At 37.4% G+C, this 18,105-nt stretch carries 13 protein-coding genes and 2 tRNA genes; 6 read left to right on the top strand and 9 right to left on the bottom strand.

Going from position 1 to position 18,105, the window contains the following annotated elements:
• Positions 1-41 precede the first annotated feature (41 nt).
• Genes R2Q77_RS14425 through R2Q77_RS14415 form a run of 3 tightly spaced genes read left to right on the top strand, consistent with a single transcriptional unit; the run spans position 42 to position 3,349 of the window.
• Positions 42-644 carry an RNA polymerase sigma-70 factor gene (locus R2Q77_RS14425; protein WP_316804431.1) on the top strand — a complete coding sequence of 201 codons (603 nt, stop codon included), beginning with the start codon at positions 42-44 and terminating at the stop codon, positions 642-644.
• A gap of 6 nt (positions 645-650) precedes the next feature.
• A complete protein-coding gene (locus R2Q77_RS14420) occupies positions 651-1,610 on the top strand; it encodes a FecR family protein (protein WP_316804430.1) in 960 nt (319 codons plus the stop codon).
• Entirely contained in the window at positions 1,610-3,349 is a 1,740-nt protein-coding gene (locus R2Q77_RS14415) for a hypothetical protein (protein ID WP_316804429.1), read from the top strand. The genes R2Q77_RS14420 and R2Q77_RS14415 overlap by 1 nt, the downstream gene beginning before the upstream one ends.
• 214 nt (positions 3,350-3,563) lie before the next feature.
• Here the strand turns inward: R2Q77_RS14415 and R2Q77_RS14410 are convergent, their stop codons facing one another.
• The 4 genes from R2Q77_RS14410 to R2Q77_RS14395 all read right to left on the bottom strand — a co-directional run bounded on the left by R2Q77_RS14410 (position 3,564) and on the right by R2Q77_RS14395 (position 10,492).
• Positions 3,564-4,502, bottom strand: coding sequence for a helix-turn-helix domain-containing protein (locus R2Q77_RS14410; RefSeq protein ID WP_316804428.1), 939 nt, complete (start codon positions 4,500-4,502; stop codon positions 3,564-3,566).
• Between the two features lie 184 nt (positions 4,503-4,686).
• Positions 4,687-5,787: an efflux RND transporter periplasmic adaptor subunit gene (locus tag R2Q77_RS14405; protein WP_316804427.1), complete on the bottom strand. Its 1,101-nt coding sequence runs from the start codon at positions 5,785-5,787 to the stop codon at positions 4,687-4,689.
• Positions 5,788-5,800: 13 nt separating this feature from the next.
• Positions 5,801-9,085, bottom strand: coding sequence for an efflux RND transporter permease subunit (locus tag R2Q77_RS14400; RefSeq protein WP_316804426.1), 3,285 nt, complete (start codon positions 9,083-9,085; stop codon positions 5,801-5,803).
• Positions 9,086-9,100: 15 nt separating this feature from the next.
• On the bottom strand, positions 9,101-10,492 hold the full coding sequence (locus R2Q77_RS14395; protein ID WP_316804425.1) for a TolC family protein: 1,392 nt from the start codon (positions 10,490-10,492) through the stop codon (positions 9,101-9,103).
• 400 nt (positions 10,493-10,892) lie between these two features.
• On the opposite strand from R2Q77_RS14395, the gene R2Q77_RS14390 reads away from it, so the two are divergent.
• Positions 10,893-12,911: a M3 family metallopeptidase gene (locus R2Q77_RS14390; protein WP_316804424.1), complete on the top strand. Its 2,019-nt coding sequence runs from the start codon at positions 10,893-10,895 to the stop codon at positions 12,909-12,911.
• A 66-nt stretch (positions 12,912-12,977) separates the two neighbouring features.
• Here R2Q77_RS14390 and R2Q77_RS14385 read toward each other — a convergent pair whose 3' ends face one another.
• The gene (locus R2Q77_RS14385) at positions 12,978-13,334 is read right to left on the bottom strand and encodes a hypothetical protein (protein WP_316804423.1); all 357 of its coding nucleotides are present in this window, start codon (positions 13,332-13,334) and stop codon (positions 12,978-12,980) included.
• A gap of 121 nt (positions 13,335-13,455) precedes the next feature.
• Here R2Q77_RS14385 and R2Q77_RS14380 point away from each other — a divergent pair, with 121 nt between their 5' ends.
• Positions 13,456-13,809 (top strand): WG repeat-containing protein, encoded by a 354-nt coding sequence (locus R2Q77_RS14380; RefSeq protein ID WP_316804422.1) that lies wholly within the window; start codon positions 13,456-13,458, stop codon positions 13,807-13,809.
• 129 nt (positions 13,810-13,938) lie between these two features.
• On the opposite strand, the gene R2Q77_RS14375 is transcribed toward R2Q77_RS14380, so the two are convergent.
• From R2Q77_RS14375 to R2Q77_RS14360, 4 genes are all read right to left on the bottom strand, one after another.
• A tRNA-Leu gene (locus tag R2Q77_RS14375) sits at positions 13,939-14,023 on the bottom strand.
• 67 nt (positions 14,024-14,090) lie between these two features.
• Positions 14,091-14,163 (bottom strand) — tRNA-Gly (locus R2Q77_RS14370).
• A gap of 176 nt (positions 14,164-14,339) precedes the next feature.
• Complete coding sequence (locus R2Q77_RS14365; protein ID WP_316804421.1) at positions 14,340-15,251, bottom strand: patatin-like phospholipase family protein; 912 nt, start codon at positions 15,249-15,251, stop codon at positions 14,340-14,342.
• Between the two features lie 89 nt (positions 15,252-15,340).
• Entirely contained in the window at positions 15,341-16,636 is a 1,296-nt protein-coding gene (locus R2Q77_RS14360; RefSeq protein WP_316804420.1) for a divalent metal cation transporter, read from the bottom strand.
• A gap of 673 nt (positions 16,637-17,309) precedes the next feature.
• Here R2Q77_RS14360 and R2Q77_RS14355 point away from each other — a divergent pair.
• Entirely contained in the window at positions 17,310-18,026 is a 717-nt protein-coding gene (locus R2Q77_RS14355) for an SDR family oxidoreductase (RefSeq protein WP_316804419.1), read from the top strand.
• Positions 18,027-18,105: the final 79 nt, after the last annotated feature.

The following is an 18,105-nucleotide window of genomic DNA, read 5'->3' as shown; positions in this document are numbered from 1 at the left end:
TTAACGACACACATTTATCGCAAAATAAATAACACATATATTTGAATTCAATTAAGCCAGTGGTATTAACAGCAACAGCTTCCGGAATTACACATCAGTATTATGATGATGCAGCATTTGAACAGCTCTTCAAAACTCATTATAAGGCCCTGCATGTTTATGCGCAGGTAATTTTAAAAGATGAAGATATAGCCGAAGAAATTGTACAGGGTATGTTTTTGAAATTTTGGGAAAAAAGAGAAAGCCTTAAAATTCAGTCGGTAAAAGCATACCTCTACAGGTGTGTGTACAATGATTGTCTGAATTACATCAGGCAGGAAAAAACCAAATTTAAATATCAGGAATTTACCATACACACCATGAATACAGAACATGAACCCGCATCATTAAAAGTTGAATTAACGGAACTGCAACAAAAGTTAAAACAGGCTTTAAATGATTTGCCTGAACAATGCAGAACGATATTTCAGATGAGTAGGTTTGAAGAGTTAAAGTATCGTGAAATTGCAGAGCAACTGGGTTTATCTATAAAAACAGTTGAAAATCAGATGGGTAAAGCCCTGAAAATTTTAAGATTTAAGCTTGCAGATTTCATGGTTTTGTTGGTGTTAGGCATTTGGTATTATAAAGATTTTTTTAATTAGAAGGATATGATGGATGATTTATTGATGAAATTTCTTCTAAAAGAATCTACTGAGGAAGAAAATATGGATGTCAGGGCATGGCTTAATGCTTCTGATGAGAATAGAAAATATTTTACCCAGCTGGAAACCATTTGGCAGTTGAGTAAAACGTTGCACAACGAAAGTAAAGTTGATGAGGAATTAGCCTGGACCAAGTTTAAAGCTAAAACAGAAACTTTAAACACTGAACAAGCCATTGTAAAACCCTTAAAGGCAAAGTTTGGCTGGTTAAAAATTGCTGCGGTTTTGGTTATTGCCATCGGTGCATGGACTATTTATAATTTATTTGGTCCTGGTTATTACACGATGCTTAGTACAACTAATAAAATTGCAACCGAAAAACTACCGGATGGATCAACACTTACTTTAAATAAGCATTCTAAAATAAGTTATGCGGGTAACTTTAAAAACAACCGCGATTTGATGATGGATAGTGGTGATGTGTTTTTTGATGTAGCGAAAGATAAAAGCCATCCCTTTACAATTACAATTAAAGAGGTTTCGGTAATGGTTGTGGGTACTTCATTTAACATTAAGCACCTTAAAGATGAAACTGAAATTATTGTTGAAAGCGGAATTGTGAAAGTTGGTTTCGGCCAGGCAGAAATTAAGCTGTACAAAGGCGAACGGATTTTAATCAATGGCAAAACGTCAAAGTTAATTAAGGAGCAAAGCAGCGACGAACTCTATAAATACTATCGCACTAATTTATTTGTAGCCAATAATATGCCGCTATATAAACTGGTTAATACACTTAACGAAGCTTATGGCGTTCATATAATTCTGGATGATAAAGCAAAGGATTTGAGCATTACCACTGTTTTTAAAATGGAATCGTTAGATCATATACTTAACGTTATTTGCCAAACTTTAAACTTAAAGAAATCGCACCAGGGCAATGATATTTTGCTGTCTTATAAAGAGTAATGAGGTTTAAAGTATTTTTTTTATTGTTTTTGATTTGTGGTTTTTGTGCAGCACAGAATCCTGTGGTTTACCGTCAAAATTTATCAAAGCTGGTGTCTGTTACAGTAAAACAGGAACGTGTAAGTAATATTTTGCAAATGTTAAGTAAGGCCGGTGGATTTTATTTCTCCTATAACGGGACATTATTTCATCAAGATAGTCTGGTTAATATTAGCGTGAAAAACACCCCGGTACGAGAGGTGCTGGATAAAATTTTTGATGGGAAAATAGATTATAAAGAAAGCGACGAATACATCATACTCCGTTATGCCGTAAACCACTTAACGATTGAAGCCGATAATATATCCAGTAACGATAGCCAGTATGCCATAAGCGGTTATGTGGTAGATACCAAAACCGGAAACAGGGTTAAACAAGCCAGTGTTTACGAAAAAAGATTATTGCAGTCGGCGTTAACCGATAACGACGGCCATTTCTCATTGAGGTTTAGAGGATTGCATAGCAGCGTAATTTTAACAGCCAGTAAAGAAACCTACCGGGATACTGCATTGATTTTTTTAGCTGATGTAAATATTAAGCCCGGAACATACGACGATCCGGATAAAGAAAGAGGCGCATTTTTTTCGAATACTTTTGGCGGACGGGGCTTATGGAAGTTTTTGCTCTCGTCAAAGCAACGGGTCCAGAATTTAAATATTCCTACCTTCTTAGCGCAAACTCCTTTTCAGGCTTCATTTACGCCTGGATTAAGCTCGCATGGTAGCATGAGTTCAAGCGTGGTTAATAAAGTTTCTTTAAACTTATTGGGCGGCTACACGGCCGGAACAGACGGGATAGAATTAGCAGGAGCCTTTAATTTAAATAAAGGTGATATTAAGAAGTTTCAAATGGCTGGCTTATTTAATGTTGTTGGCGGGTCGGTAAAAGGTGTTCAGCTTGCAGGTGTATACAACGATGTGAACATCAATATGGATGGTGTGCATACCGGAGGAATATACAATCGTGTAAAAGGCAAAGTTAGGGGGGTACAGGTAGCCGGAGTAGGCAATGTGGCAGGAAAAGATCTTAAAGGTGTACAGTTGGCGGGTTTAGTTAATGTAAGCAAAAATACAAGCGGCTTTCAGGTTTCGGGCGCTGTTAACACCAACTCCGGGCGTTTAAGAGGAGCTCAAATGGCAGGCTTGGTTAATTATGCTAAAAAAATGGATGGCTTTCAACTGGGGATTGTTAATCTGGCCGATTCCTCATCAGGGGTAAGTATTGGCTTAATTAATTTATTCAATAACGGCTATAAGAAAATCAACATATACACCAATGAGGTAACGAATACCAATATCTCTTTTAAAACGGGTAATGCCAATTTGTATAGCTTGTTTATTGCAGGGAAGAATTTTTCTGATACAGCTAAGGTTATCAGCTTTGGTTTTGGCCTGGGCCACGATTTTGTTTTAAATAAAAGGTATTCTGTAGCGGTTGAGGGCACCATACAATCTTTATATGTAGGTAGTTCTGATTATGTTAATAATCTGTATAGATTCCAGGCCCATTTCCAGGCAAATATTTTAAAAGAATGGGCTCTTTTTGCAGGTCCGGCTTATTCGTATTATAAAAGCAATATGCCAATGGGTGGCGCTGGTAAAAATTATAAGCAAGAAATTGCGCCAGGTAAGCATCATAATTTTGATAATGGTGCGCAAGGCTGGCTGGGTTGGAATGCAGGGATTACATTTTCATTATAAAGAAAGAACTTCTAATCAAATTTAGAAAAGCAAAACCCGTAGCTTTTTTTAATGATGCACCCGTTTTCTGCTATAGCCCGCCAAAAAAAGGCGGGGCTGCCGCTTCAACCGGGTTTAGTTAACTTTCAGCAGCATGGTTATTGAAAAGTTAAATGTTACAGCAGTACTTGTGACTTCTTCCGTATTGCTGTGGCAATTTATTGTCAATTCTCAACTATTTTCTAAAAAATCTTGGTGTGCATTGCATCTGTTTCTTAAAAAAGATATTGAAATTGGCTGGATACTCAAAGCCCAGGCAATAAGCAATCTGGGCAATGTTCCATTCGGTATGTTTTAATAAAGCAATCGCTTCAGTGGCAATACGTTTCGATATATGTTCAGAAGTTGTTTTGCCTGTAACTTCCTTTACGGCATGGTTTAAGTGGTTTACATGTACTGAAAGTTTACAGGCAAAATCGTGTGCTGTTTTCAGCTCCAAAGTATGGTCTGTAGAACCAATGGGGAACTGTCTTTCCAACAACTCTATAAATAAAGAGGTTAGGCGTACGGCAGCAGTACTTGGTTTTGAGGCATTGCCCGAAGGCAGGATTTTTAATGCTTCGTGCGCAACCAGCTGTACATAATTCCGCAATAAATCATATTTATGCACGTACTCTCCATCCATTTCCTGCATCATTTTAGAAAAAAGAGCACTTAAACACTTTTCCTGCTCATCATTAATTTCAATAATCGGGTAATCGTTAATGCGGTATAATAGAGATTCCCTCAGGCTTTCGTTGCGGTTATGAATAAAATTATCTGTAAATAAACAAAAATAGCCAGCTTGTTTTTCCGAAGTACCTTCCCACGCATACGGAATGTTTGGATTGGTAAACAACAGTGCGCGGCCATTTACCTCAATACTTTTATCAGGATAATGCAAAATGCCAGAACCGATAATCAGTGAAATTTTGTAAAAATCCCTGCGGTTATAAGGCGATGGGGTAAGTGAGCAATAAGTAGACCGCTTAAATACATTAAAATGCCCCATATCGTTAACCATATTTAAACTGGGTATAACCATTTCAGGACGGTTAATTTTTAACCGGTTATAAAAATCTTCTAAAGATTCGCTCTTGTTTACGGTATACAATTCCTGATGCTTGGTTAACATAGTCTTGCTGTTAATAATAGGTGGCTATAATTAATTATGGTTCTAATTCTAATAAAGCGTTTCACCAAAGGCGGTTTCCTGCCGAATTTATTTCAACATCTAACTTGCTATAAAGATCTGGAACAAAATTCAGGGCGATACTTTCTTATGCCTAAAGGTGCTATATCTATCCAAATGTATAAAATTAAGATTTAATCGCCATTCCATCATGCATTTCTTCGGTAGGTTCTGTAACTAATTTATCGCCTTCGTTAAGGTTGCCAAAAATTTCAACTTTATCTTCCGTTCCCCTGCCTTTTTTAATGGCAACTTTTTCTACTTTGTTATTTACTACTTTTAACACAAACAAACCTTCACTGGTATCTAATAACGCTTTTTTAGATACGATAAAAGTACTTGCATTGGCTGGCAATGGAATATTTATTTCTGTAACCATGCCCGGTAATAAGGTTTTGTTCAAATTTGGCACATCCATTTCTACGCGTTCCGAACGTAAACGAAGGTCTAATGCACCCGACATGCGCTTAACCTTTGCTTTAAAAACCTGATTTGGTAAAGATTTAACGGTAAATGTTACTTCATCTCCGCTCTTTAAATATCCCGTATAGATTTCAGGAATAGAAACAGCCAAACGTAAATTACGCTGATCTTGTAAAGTAAATAACGGCAATTCAGAGCCTTTACCCGAAGGCCCTACATAAGCGCCTAAGTTTACATTTCTTGCCGAGATAATTCCATTAAAAGGAGCCCTTATTTCTAAATAATTTTGAATAGTTGCCACCTCCTTGTAAGATGCTTTTGCGGCTTCAAACTGCGCAAGATCAGAATTTTTTCTGGCTGTAGCCTGATCTAAATCGTTGGTTGAAATAGTTCCGGGTGTTTTGCTGGTTTCGTACAGGCGGTTGTAATTGGCTTTGCTTGCGGTGTAAATGGCTTCCTGTGATTTTAATTTAGATTGTGCCGCTGCGAGTTGAGAAGTCATTTCAGGGGCTTCTAAAGTCATTAATAATTGTCCCTGGGTTACGTTAGAGCCAATGTCGACTTTAAGTGATTTAACAAAGCTGCTAACCTTGGCATACAAATCAACCTGTTGCAAGGCAATTAATTCGCCGGGCAGGTTTAATGAAGTAGAAAGTTTATCCTTTTTTAAATCGAATGTAGAAATGGTGGCTTTCTTTTCTTTTGCCGGTTCAGCTTTGGTTTCAGCACTGCCACAGCCATACATTGCCGTTAACACCACTAAACCTGTGCCCAATAATGTGCTTGAAAATATGTTTGTTTTCATTTGTAATGATCGTTTATTCGTTTTCTTCTAAACCTTTAATGTAATGTGTACTTTCTTTGTCTTCCGGATCAAGAGAAATGGAATCAGTTGAAACTTTTCCCTGCACCCATGCAAAAACCAATGGAAGAATAATTAACACCGCAAAGGTTGATGCAATTAATCCGCCAATTACGGCTCTTCCCAATGGAGAAACCTGGTCGCCACCCTCACCATGTCCAATAGCCATGGGCAACATTCCCATAACCATGGCCACACTGGTCATTATAATCGGGCGCAGCCTTAAAGCAGCAGCCTCTCTGGCCGATTCTAAAGCATTGCCATTATGCTTTCGTAAATGCTCGGCATTGGTAATTAACAATACCGCATTGGCAATTGAAACTCCAACAGACATAATTATGCCCATGTACGATTGAAGGTTTAAGGTAGAACCTGTGAGGGTAAGCAATAGGAGCGAACCTAAAACAACCGCAGGTACTGTTGCTAAAATAACCAATGGTACTTTAAAGGACTGAAAGTTTGCTGAAAGCATTAAAAATATTACAACAATAGCCACAAGTAAACCCGATTGCAAACTACCCAGTGTTTCTGTTAAAACCTTACTTAAACCAATTGGAGTAATAATTAAGCCCCTCGGCAATTCGCCAACCTTTTTAATGGCTTTGCTTACATCTTTAGTCGCTGTACCCAAATCGGTATGGTAAAGGTTTGCCGTTACTGATAAATATGGAGTAGCTCCAAGATTATCGTTTTCTCCATAGGTCGTGTCAGGCTCAATGGTGGCTACATCGCTTAATACCGGGCGAGCTGTATTTCTGAGAACAGGGATTTCGCCAATATCTTCTTTGCTGTTCATCTGGTTTAAAGGAACCTGTACCTGTACGTTATAAGTAAGGCCTATTTTTTCATCCAGCCAAACATTTTTATCGGTGTAACGGGATGACGAGGTAGAAGCCACAAGCGATTTCGCAATATCGTTCATGTCAACCCCAAGTTGTGCTGCCCGTGTTCGATCTATATTAATATTTAATGAAGGATATTTAATAGGTTGTGCAATTTGAACATCGCGCATATATGGTATTTCCTTAAGCTCTGATAGTATTTTATTGGCATACTGTTCATTCTGCTTTTTGTTTTTCCCGGTAATCCTCACTTCAACCGGGGTAGGCGAGCCCTGGCTTAATACTTTTTCTGTTAATTCTATAGGTTCAAAAGAAAGTTTTACTTCAGGCATTAATTCTTTAATCCTGGCCCTGAACTTATCTTTAAACTCATCCATGTCCACATGGTAATCTTTTAAACTCACCTGGAAAACAGCCTCATGCGGGCCGCCCATGAATAAATAGATGGGGTTAACCGAGAATAATGCCGGATGCTGGCCAACGTATACTGAAGATATGGCTAAATGATCAGCACCAACCATATTTTTAAGTTCGGCGAGTACTTTATTTGCTTTTTCTTCTGTGCGTTCCAAACGGGTTCCATCAGGTGCCCTAAGGCGAAGCTGAAACTGGCTTGAATTTACCTTTGGTAATACATCTCTTCCAATATTGGCAAGCAATAAAGCAGCACAACCAATAATTACCACCAGGTAAAGTAAAACTACAGGTTTTCGGTAAGGTAAAATCCGATCTAAGAAACGCATAAAACGATTCCTGAATTTATCAAAAAACGAAATCTTTCCATCACCACTGAAGTCTTCGCGCTCAACCAATATTTTCTTTTGGTTCAGTGTATCCTGTTCGGTTTCAATAGCGATTCCCGTTGCGGCAAAATCAGCCTCGTCCTGCGTAATTCCCGGATGGTGTTTGGTGCCCTTCTTTGGATGAGCCACCATTAACCAATTTGCCATGATCGGTACAAAAGTTTGTGAGAGGAAGAAGGAAACAATCATGGAAAAACCAATGGCCAGGGCCAAGGGCAAAAATAAAGCTCCTGGAATTCCTGTCATGGTAAATGCGGGCGCAAATACGGCCAGAATACAGAATAAGATCAGTAATTTTGGAAAGGCAATTTCCTTACAGGCATCCCATATGGCAAGTGCCTTTGGTTTACCCATATCAAAATGCTGGTGAATGTTTTCTATTGTAACAGTAGATTCATCAACCAAAATACCAATGGCAAGTGCTAAACCGCTTAACGACATGATGTTTATGGTTTGGCCGAAAAGCTTTAAAAATAAAACACCTGCAATAATAGAAGTTGGTATGGTTAAGATTACAATTAAGGCCGCCCGTTTATCACCCAAAAACAACAGCACCATTAAACCCGTTAAAATAGCACCAATGGCCCCCTCGCTGATTAAACTTTTTACCGCATTAATAACATAAACCGACTGGTCAAACTCATAAGATAACTTAACATCTTCGGGTAAGGTATTTTGAATGTTTGGAAGATTAGCTTTGAGGTTTTTTACCACATCCCAGGTAGAAGCATCACCTGATTTTGCAATACTTAAATAAACAGAACGTTTGCCATTAATTAATGCATAGCCTGCTGTTAAATCTGCTCCATCTTTAACCGTTGCCACATCACGAAGCTGTAAGTTTTGTACAGCACCTTTAAATAAAGGAATAGATTCAAAATCCTTGATTTTTTTAATGGTATAATTGGTTGGTGTGATGTAATTTTTATCGCCAATTCTAACATTTCCCGAAGGTGCAGTTTGATTGTTTAACCGAATGGCTTCCACCACCTGGTCTACCGTGAGGTTATGAGACCTTAACAGGGTGGGATCTACATTAATTTCGATTGTACGAGGACTCCCCCCAAATGGGGCTGGAGCAAGTAAACCCGGAATAGCCGTAAAAGAGGAGCGGACATAGGTATTGGCCATGTCTTGCAATTCGTTATTGGTTCTAATGGGACTGCTTAATACCAACTGACCAATCGGGAGAGATGAAGCATCAAAACGAATGATAAATGGTGGTTGTGAGCCGGGTGGAAAAATAGCCTGTGCCCTGTTTGAAAGCGCACTCAACTCTGAGGCAGCCTGTGCCATATTTGTACCTTCATAATAGGTTAACTTCATAAGCATTAACCCCTGCGTATTCTTGGTTTCTATGCTCTTTATACCGTTGGCGAATAGTAAAATATTAACATATTGTTTGCCAAAATAAGCTTCCATTTGGCTTGGAGTATAACCTCCAAATGGGTGTGCTATGTAAATTACAGGCAAATTCATTTGAGGAAGAATATCAACTTTTATCTGGTTGATTGCCCCAATTCCGAAAAAGAATAACCCTGCAACTAAAACTAAGATGGAAATGGGTTTGCGAAGTGCGAAACGTATTAAGTTCATTTATAGGTAGCCTGATTAAAATTCGTTGATAAATAAGTCGTAATTGCCTAAAGCGGCAGATTTGAGTAATAAGGCCTGCCAAACGTTGGTGTAAGCAATATCGCGGTCAGTTTCTGCTCGGTTTAAAGTAAAAAGTGCCTGTGTAAGGTCAACCAATGTGGTTAATCCATTTTTGTATAAAGTGCTTTTTTGCAGGTAAGCATCTGATGCAGCTTTAACCTGTATTGGTGCTTCATTATAATTGCTCAGTGCATTTTTAAGTTTGGCATCTGCCAGCGCAAGTTGTGCCTTTAATTGCTGGTCTGCCAGTTCATATTCGTTCTTTAAGCCCTCGGTAATGTAATGTTGTGCCTTAACTTGCGGCGAATTTTTTAAAAGGCTTGCAATGTTCCAGCTCATTCCTATTCCAATCAAATAGTTTCCACGAACCGGATTAATCCCATCCGCATAATTACTGCTATAAGCATTTTGATTTAGTCCGTAATCTGATTTAAAGCCCGATCCGCGTTCCTGCATAACGCCAAACAAAGAAAAACTTGGGTAATATAGTCTGCGGTAGTAACCCAGCTGTTCGGTACTTACATCAATTCTGTTTTGATAATATTTTAAAATGGGGTGATTAGTTTTAACAGTTGTATCGTTAAGCATATCAACCGGAATTCTGCTGATGGATGCAGTATCAAGTGTGTAATCAGTAGCAGTTAAACCCATTAAAATACCCAACCGATTGGCTTGCTCCTGTTCCAGATCCTGTGATTTGGTTAAGGCAATTTTAGCATTGGAAACCTCAGCTTTAGCAAATGAGGAATCTACACCCGCAATTAATCCATTTTTAGCCCTGATTACGGCCGTATTTTTAAAAGTAATGGCCCTTTCCAAATTCTTTTGTTGCGATTTGGTTAAACGTTGTGCGGCCAAAAGATTTAAATAAGCTGCTGAAACCCTGATTTCCTGTTGGAATTTTTCCTGTTCTAAATCATTTTGATCTCTTTTATACGCAGCCTCAGCCACTTTTATTTTCTGTTTTGCTCTTCCAAAAGTGAAAAAATCCCAGTTTACATTGGCTAAGTACAAGGCTCCGAAAGCTGCGTTCCAATTTTGTTTATCTAATGCCGGACCAGAAGATGCTGTACCAAAACCGCCAAATCCATATGAAGGACCATTTTGCCCGTTTATAGTTCCGTAATCTTGTTGGGCACTTAAAACTAAATTGGGTAAGTACTCCCTTTTGGCTTGCTGAACGCCAGATTTTGATGCATCTGCGTAATTTTTTTTTGCTTTAATGGTGCCGTAATTGTTCAAAGCTGTGTTCACGGCTTCTTTAAGGCTTAGTTTTTGAGCATTTGCAGTTAAAGCATTAAAAAAAAGTAATCCAAAGACTGAATAAAGTAAAAATTTGCGGGGCATAGTGTGGAAATTACACGGCAAATTTATTACAAGCAGGCATAATCAAAGTATTCAGTTCAAATCAATACTTATGAAAATCAAATAATGCAGAAATGTTACGTTGGGATGATTTTAGAATGATAATTGGTTTAAATATAGATGATTTGTCATCATTTGCAATGTTTATTTAAGGATTAACGATTAATTCATGAAAACATCATGTTCAGGCTTTATTAAAAATCTAACAATTTTCATAATTTAGAAATACTAAACACCATTTTAAAAAGAAACATCATTTTATTGGTATTCTTCAGCGGAATAATTTGACTGAATAATCAAACCCATTCAAAACAACTAATTTTATACTTTGAACCATTTTTCATATCAATTTGGTATTATTACATAAATCAATTTAACCAGGATGAAAAAAAAATCTTATATGCCCATGTTGGCATTGCTGGCAATTATGAGTGCCTGCAATAATAAAAACGCAAGTGACAGCACTGAATCATTTTCAAGCTCTAATCCTTTTTATGCGGAGAGTAAGCTGCCTTTCCATGCGCCTGCTTTTGATAAAATCAAAAATTCTGATTTTAAACCTGCCCTGGAAGAAGGAATGAAACAGCAAATGGCAGAAATACAGAAGATTGCAGATAATACGGAAGGGCCTACTTTTGAAAATACAATAGTTGCGATAGAAAAAAGTGGCCAGCTTCTTAGCCGCGTTAATATGGTGTTTTCATTATTAACAGGAGCCAATACAAACCCTGAATTGCAGAAGGTAAAAGAGGAGGAGGCGCCAAAGTTAACGGCTAATAGTGATGCTATTTATTTAAATACAAAATTATTTAAAAGGGTAGAAGCGGTTTATCAAAAACGGGCTGACTTGAAACTGGATTCAGAATCGGAAAGGTTGTTGGAGTATTACCAGCAAAAGTTTGAACTGGCCGGTGCAAAACTGAATGATGCGGATAAAGAAAAATTGAAAGAACTTAATAAAGAAGAAGCTTCTTTAAGTGCTAAATTTACAACTCAATTGCAAGCTGCGGGTAAAGGGTTAAGAAACACAACTCAACAACCCGAATTGCAAACTATGGCCGATCGGGCCGCCCGCCAAAAACTTTTTGAATCATCGTGGAATCGTGCAGAAAAGGGCGATGCGAATGATACGCGCAAAATAATTTCCCGAATTGCACAAATTCGGGCACTGCAGGCCCAGCTTTTGGGTTTTAAAAATTATGCGGCCTGGAAACTGCAAAATCAAATGGCTAAAACACCCGAAGCTGTAGAAGCATTCTTTAGTAAAATTGTTCCTGCTGCTACAGCAAAGGCAAAAGGGGAGGCTGCGGATATTCAGGCCGTAATCGATCAGCAGAAGGGTGGTTTTAAAGTTGAACCCTGGGATTGGAATTTTTATGCAGAGCAGGTTCGTAAAGCAAAATATAATTTAGATGAGAATGAAGTAAAGCCTTATTTCGAATTGAATAAGGTACTGACGAACGGCGTATTTTATGCGGCAACCCAGCTTTATGGCATCACCTTTAAAGAACGTAAAGATTTACCTGTTTACCAGGAAGATGTTCGCGTATTTGATGTTTTTGATAAGGATGGAAGCCAGATTGGTTTATTTTATTGCGATTATTTTAAAAGAGATAATAAAGATGGTGGTGCCTGGATGGACAACCTGGTAACGCAATCCAAATTATTTGGGACTAAGCCTGTAATTTATAATGTCTGTAATTTTGATAAACCTGAAAAAGGTAAGCCAGCCCTAATTAGTTTTGATGATGTTACAACCATGTTTCATGAGTTCGGACATGGCTTGCATGGTCTTTTTGCCAATCAGAAATTCCCAAGCTTATCGGGTACCAATGTTGCACGCGATTACGTAGAGTTTCCTTCACAGTTTAACGAACACTGGGCATCAGATCCCCAGGTATTAAAAAATTACGCTGTTCATTATCAAACCGGAGCTGTAATGCCACAGGCACTTTTAGATAAAATTAAAAAAGCAGGCTCGTTTAACGAAGGGTATGCTTTTACAGAAGCTTTGGCGGCTTCAGAATTGGATTTACAATGGCATACTCTTCCTCCAAATGCACCTTTACAGGATGTAGACAAGTTTGAAGCCGATGCGCTAAAGAAAACACACCTGAATTTGTCTTATGTGCCGCCTCGTTATCGTTCGAGTTATTTTCTGCACATCTGGAGCAATGGTTATGCTGCAGGTTATTATGCCTATAGCTGGACATCGATGCTGGAGAACGACGCTTATTCCTGGTTTGAAGAAAATGGTGGTTTAAACAGGGCTAACGGACAACGTTTTCGCGATCTGATTCTATCCAAAGGAAATACCGAGGATTTGGGTAAAATGTTTTATAATTTCCGTGGACATAATCCTGATATTAAGCCAATGCTTAAAAAACGTGGGTTACTGTAAAGTATAATTGATAAACATAAAAGCCATTCATTTCGAATGGCTTTTATGTTCTTCTGAATAAATGTTCTACAAAGAATCTTTTGTAACCTGGATTGTTTTTTCCAAAGCAATTTGTATCAAGCTTTTATATTGAAGAAAGTTTTGTTGGCGTAATTCGTCCGTTTCACTTTCTTTAAGTAATTTTCTGCCTTTTTTAATGTCCTGAAGCTCATTTTCGTAAAGCGCTCCAAATAAATCAGGCACTTTGTTTTTTAATATTCTAACCGAGTGAGAATACTTTTCATAACTGTCATTTAGAATGGCTAGATTTTTTTCGTTATAAAGATCTAAACCATTGATATTTTCGGATAACTTTTCCAGTTTCCCTCTTTCTTTTGCGTAACCCATAATTTCGGTGAAGATACCTTTTATTTTTTGAGGCATACTATAGTCGTTATTTAATCTGAAGTTTATTTCATTAAATTTACGAGTGTAATGCACATAAATTATTTGTAACCTGCTATCGGAACCATTGTTTAAGCAGGCAATTTTAAATCTTAACAAAATGAAAAAAAACTTACTACTCGTTTTATTCTTGATTGTCAGTGCGTATTCATTTGCACAAAAAGGTTATGAAAAGGTTTATGCCTACAACAAATACAATAAAGATTGGGCAATGGTTAAAACCAATAGTGGAACTTACGGCTTTATAGACAGAAAGGGAAAAGCTGTTGTGCTACCAATTTATACTAAAATTGAGAAATTTGGAACGTATGATACGGATCTTGCTTTGGTAAGGAATATTAGTGGAGGATATGGTTTTATAGATCGAAATGGAAAAGAAGTTATCCAGGCCATTCATGAGCTTGAATACATCAAAACGAATTTCAAAACGTTAAAGCAAAGAAGTTTGAGATAAGCTAAAAGCAAGTGCTAACAATTACATCTTACCATAAGACTTTTTTATCGGGAAATTCGTTGCATGAAAAAGTTTTTGATCAAAAAAAGCCTTGATTTTCATCAAGGCTTTCCGTTCGATTTTTGTAAGTACTCGGGGCGGGAATCGAACCCGCACGCATTTTAGGTGCACAGGATTTTAAGTCCTGCGTGTCTACCAGTTCCACCACCCGAGCAGGCTTTGTTCCGATTTTATTCGGAAGGTGACCAGTTTAAAAGCTTTCAATTAAGAAAAACTTTTAGAGCGAAAGACGAGATTCGAACTCGCGACCCCGACCTTGGCAAGGTCGTGCTCTACCAACTGAGCTACTTTCGCAGGTACTTTAAATGAATAAAGCTTGTTTCCTTTGGGGTTGCAAATATAGAAATATAAATTACAGATTCAAAAATAAATTTATAATTATTTCAATAAAAATGTAATTCGGAGTCCTATCGGCTTATTTATAGAGACTTAAACTTTAAAGGAAATTGAAATATATTATTCTAAAATTTTTAATCTGGTTTTATTTCAAGAAAGTGCGTGGTGCATTCTTTTTTCTTAAATAGGTCATAACCTTCCTGCCACCAGCTTGTCATCTCTTGCTTATTAAAAACAAACGAATGGGTGGTAAGCAGTCTGTTTATAAAATAAAAACTGATTTTCACATTTTTGCTGGCTGTTTCCAGTTTAGAAATTATCAGGTCATCGTTTGCAATTTGATTTAGCATAAAATCGCTGGTGCGGGCAAATACTTCAATGGCATTTTGCAGCGGAGGATTGTTATATTCTGCTTTTTCTTGCCTCAAAACAATGGTGTCAATTTCTGTAGAACCTTTAATAATTGCTTCCTGCACCGGGATAAGATTTCCAAATCCACCGTCTGCGTAATCAAATCCATCTTTTTGATATAAGCTCATTAATGGCGCTAAATTGCACGATGCCCACATCCAATCACAGAAATCCTCATATTCATAATCATTAGAGGATTTATATTCTATCATTTGTGTGGTTAAGTTAGCGACTGTAACAATCACCTCTTTTTTTAGTATTTTAATTTGTTGATAGTCTTTTTTTGTGAAATTTTCTTTAATCAGTTTTCTTAAATTACCACTGTCTCCAAGGGTTTTTTGTTTTTTTAAAAATTGCATGATAATCCCAAAATGGTTCATGCGAAGTTTAATCTTCCCGTCTTTATATTTTACAATGAAGGGGCATACCGTAAATATATCTGATTGTGTTATGGTCGTATACAATTTCTTAATGCGTTCAATATCGCCTATAGCCAAAAAAGGTATAAGAAGGCTTCCTGTTGAACTTCCTACAAAAAGGTCATATTCTTTATGGCTATCTTTAATAAGGTATTCAGCTATTCCGCCGGCGAAAGCACCTTTGCTTCCACCACCAGAAATGACCAGTGTTTTCATGATATTTTAGTTAGAATATTCCAATCAAATATATTATAATGTTTTAATTTATAGGGCCGTGATGCAATAAGTTAATTAAGCTGGGTATTTTAAAGTGTGAAGAATAACGCCACTGCTGCTGCGCCCATAACAAAAAACGTAGCCCAAAGCAAAGTTTTTGAAAGCCACCCGCTTTTAAATTCTCCCATAATCTTTTCACTTGCAGAAATTCTTACAATAAGAAATAACAAGGGAACGGCAGCTACACCATTTAACACAGCCGTGTAAACCAAAGCTTTTACAGGATCTATACCGAGGAAATTAATGGTGAGACCAATGAGTGTAGATACAATGATGACCGTGTAAAAGCCATGTGCTTTTTTAAACTTAAGGTTAAAGCTGGCGTCCCAGTCAAAAGCCTCTGCAACGGCATAGGCAGCAGAAGCGGATAATACTGGTACAGCTAAAAGGCCTAATCCGATAATTCCGACTGAAAAAATTATCTTGGCCAGAAGTCCTGAATCAGGAAAAGAATGTACCAGCGGTTCAAGGGCTTTAGCCGCATCTGCCGCACTTTTTACATCCGTTACCCCGCTATTGTGCAATACGGTAGCGCCAACAAGAAGTATACACCAGGTGGTAAATTCTGAAATAATCATTCCAACGTTGTTGTCCTTACGCATGGCTCTGATGTGCGGCCAGCCAATTCGGGGTTTCCCATTTCGAAATAAACCTTTGATTTTTTCTTCTTCAACCTCTTGCGAGGCCTGCCAGAAGAACATGTAAGGTGTAATTGTTGTTCCAAATACACCTGTTATGATGAATAAAAAACTAAAGGAAAATTCGAAATGCGGTACAACCGTTGCCCTTAATACAGTTGGCCACGGCTGATCTATAATAAATGCGGTAATAGGGTAGGCCAGCAAAGCCAGGGCAAGCCATTTCAGGATTCTTGAATAAACTTTATAGTTGGTAAAAATTTCGAGCAGTAAAATGGTTATTGCGAAAAAAAGGGTGAGCACTACAAAATGTACCGGAACAAGAAGTTGGGCGGCAGCAGCCATGGCGCCAATATCAGCCCCAATATTTATGGTATTTGCCACCACAACAATACCTACAACCGCATAAAGTATTTTGCGGTTATAATGCTCTTTTACCACAGCAGCAATGCCTTTACCGGTAACTAAACCAATCCTTGCGCAAGCTTCCTGTACTGCTGTCATAAATGGTAGCATATAAAGAGCTGTCCACAATTGCCCATAGCCAAATTGAGCTCCGGTTTGAGAATAAGTCGCTATTCCCGAAGGATCATCATCTGCGGCACCGGTGGTGAGCCCAGGACCTAAAAGGCTAAGGAATTTTTTAATTTTTCTGAGTCGAAACCTGGAACTACGTTTTATTGACATAGAGGAAGAATATGATTACAACCAATATAACATCAAATAACGGATTAACAGCGTTTTATTTATCTATTGTTAATATTTAAGTGGAAAATAAGGATTGTCGAAAGTTAAGATTACAGAAGCATTTATTCAGGTATCGTTTTAACTGTAAAATAAATAAGCTTTGATTTTTTCAAGGCTTCAGTTCGATTTTTTGCGAGTATTCGGGGCGGAAGTCTCACCTGTGTCTTCAATACCTTTATAACGTAGTTTTCTGTTCAATTTCTTGAAAGGCGAACGAGTGACGCACATTTTGTAAAACCTTAAATAGGATCTCATACCTATTTACAAATTAAAGGCTGCAATACTCAAAACAATTGATTCAAGGCAGTACAATCCTTATCCCTTATTATGTCAAAGATAAAAGATATTTCACAAAACTGAATTCCTTTTCTTATAGAAGAAGAGGAAAATCTCACTTCCGAATTAAGTATGTATTTTATTCTTTTTATAAAAATTCGGATTTAATTTAAAGGCGCTATATTGTGAAAATAATAATGCGACTCTCAAAGGTTGTGGATGGCGGTGTTTGGCACTATTAATGTTTTGATAAATATCTTTTGAACACAGCAAAAGGCATTCTGATTCGATTTATTCTAAGATTATTGCAAACCTGTGCATCATAAATTTATAAGAAATGAAAACAGTTTTAATAACAGGAGCCAACAAAGGAATTGGTTATGAAACCGCTAAACAACTGGCAAAACTTGATTATTATGTTTATATCGGAAGTCGTGACAATACAAATGGAGTTGAAGCAGTAAATAAATTGAGAACATTAGGTATTGAAAATGTTGAAAACATTGAAATAGATGTAACCAACATCAATTCTATAACGTCCGCAAGGCAAGAATTAGAAAGAAAAATAAAGAAACTGGATGTTTTAATCAACAATGCAGGTATTGCAGGTGAAAAACCTCAAAACTTCTCTCAGTGCAATATAGAAAACTTACGAAAAGTTTATGACACTAATTTTTTTGGCACTGTACAAACAACTCAAGAATTTCTTGAATTACTAAAAAAATCTGACGAACCTCGAATTGTAAGCATTTCCAGTGGACAAGCTTCATTATCGCTTCATAGCGAAGGCCAAACAAAAAGCGGTGTTTATGATATTTATAGCTCCTCCAAGGCAGCTTTAAATGCTTTTACAATTATGTTGGCCAATGAATTTAAAGATACAAACTTTAAAATAAATGCCATTGCACCAGGTTACACATCAACCGATTTGAATAAATTTCAGGGCACACAAACAGTAGAACAAGCCGCAGAGATAATTGTGAAATATGCTACCATTGACAATAGCGGTTCGACAGGGAAATATTTTGACAAAGAGGGAGAAATAGAGTGGTAGCATCTAATACAAAACGAAGAAACACTTTCTTTTGAGTAAAATTTGGATAAAAATTCTGTTTTATATGCGTTTCAGTGAA

The organism is Pedobacter nototheniae (assembly GCF_032678625.1).
GTDB classification, from domain to species: Bacteria; Bacteroidota; Bacteroidia; order Sphingobacteriales; family Sphingobacteriaceae; genus Pedobacter; species Pedobacter nototheniae_A.
This window is presented reverse-complemented; position numbering and strand designations above follow the sequence as displayed.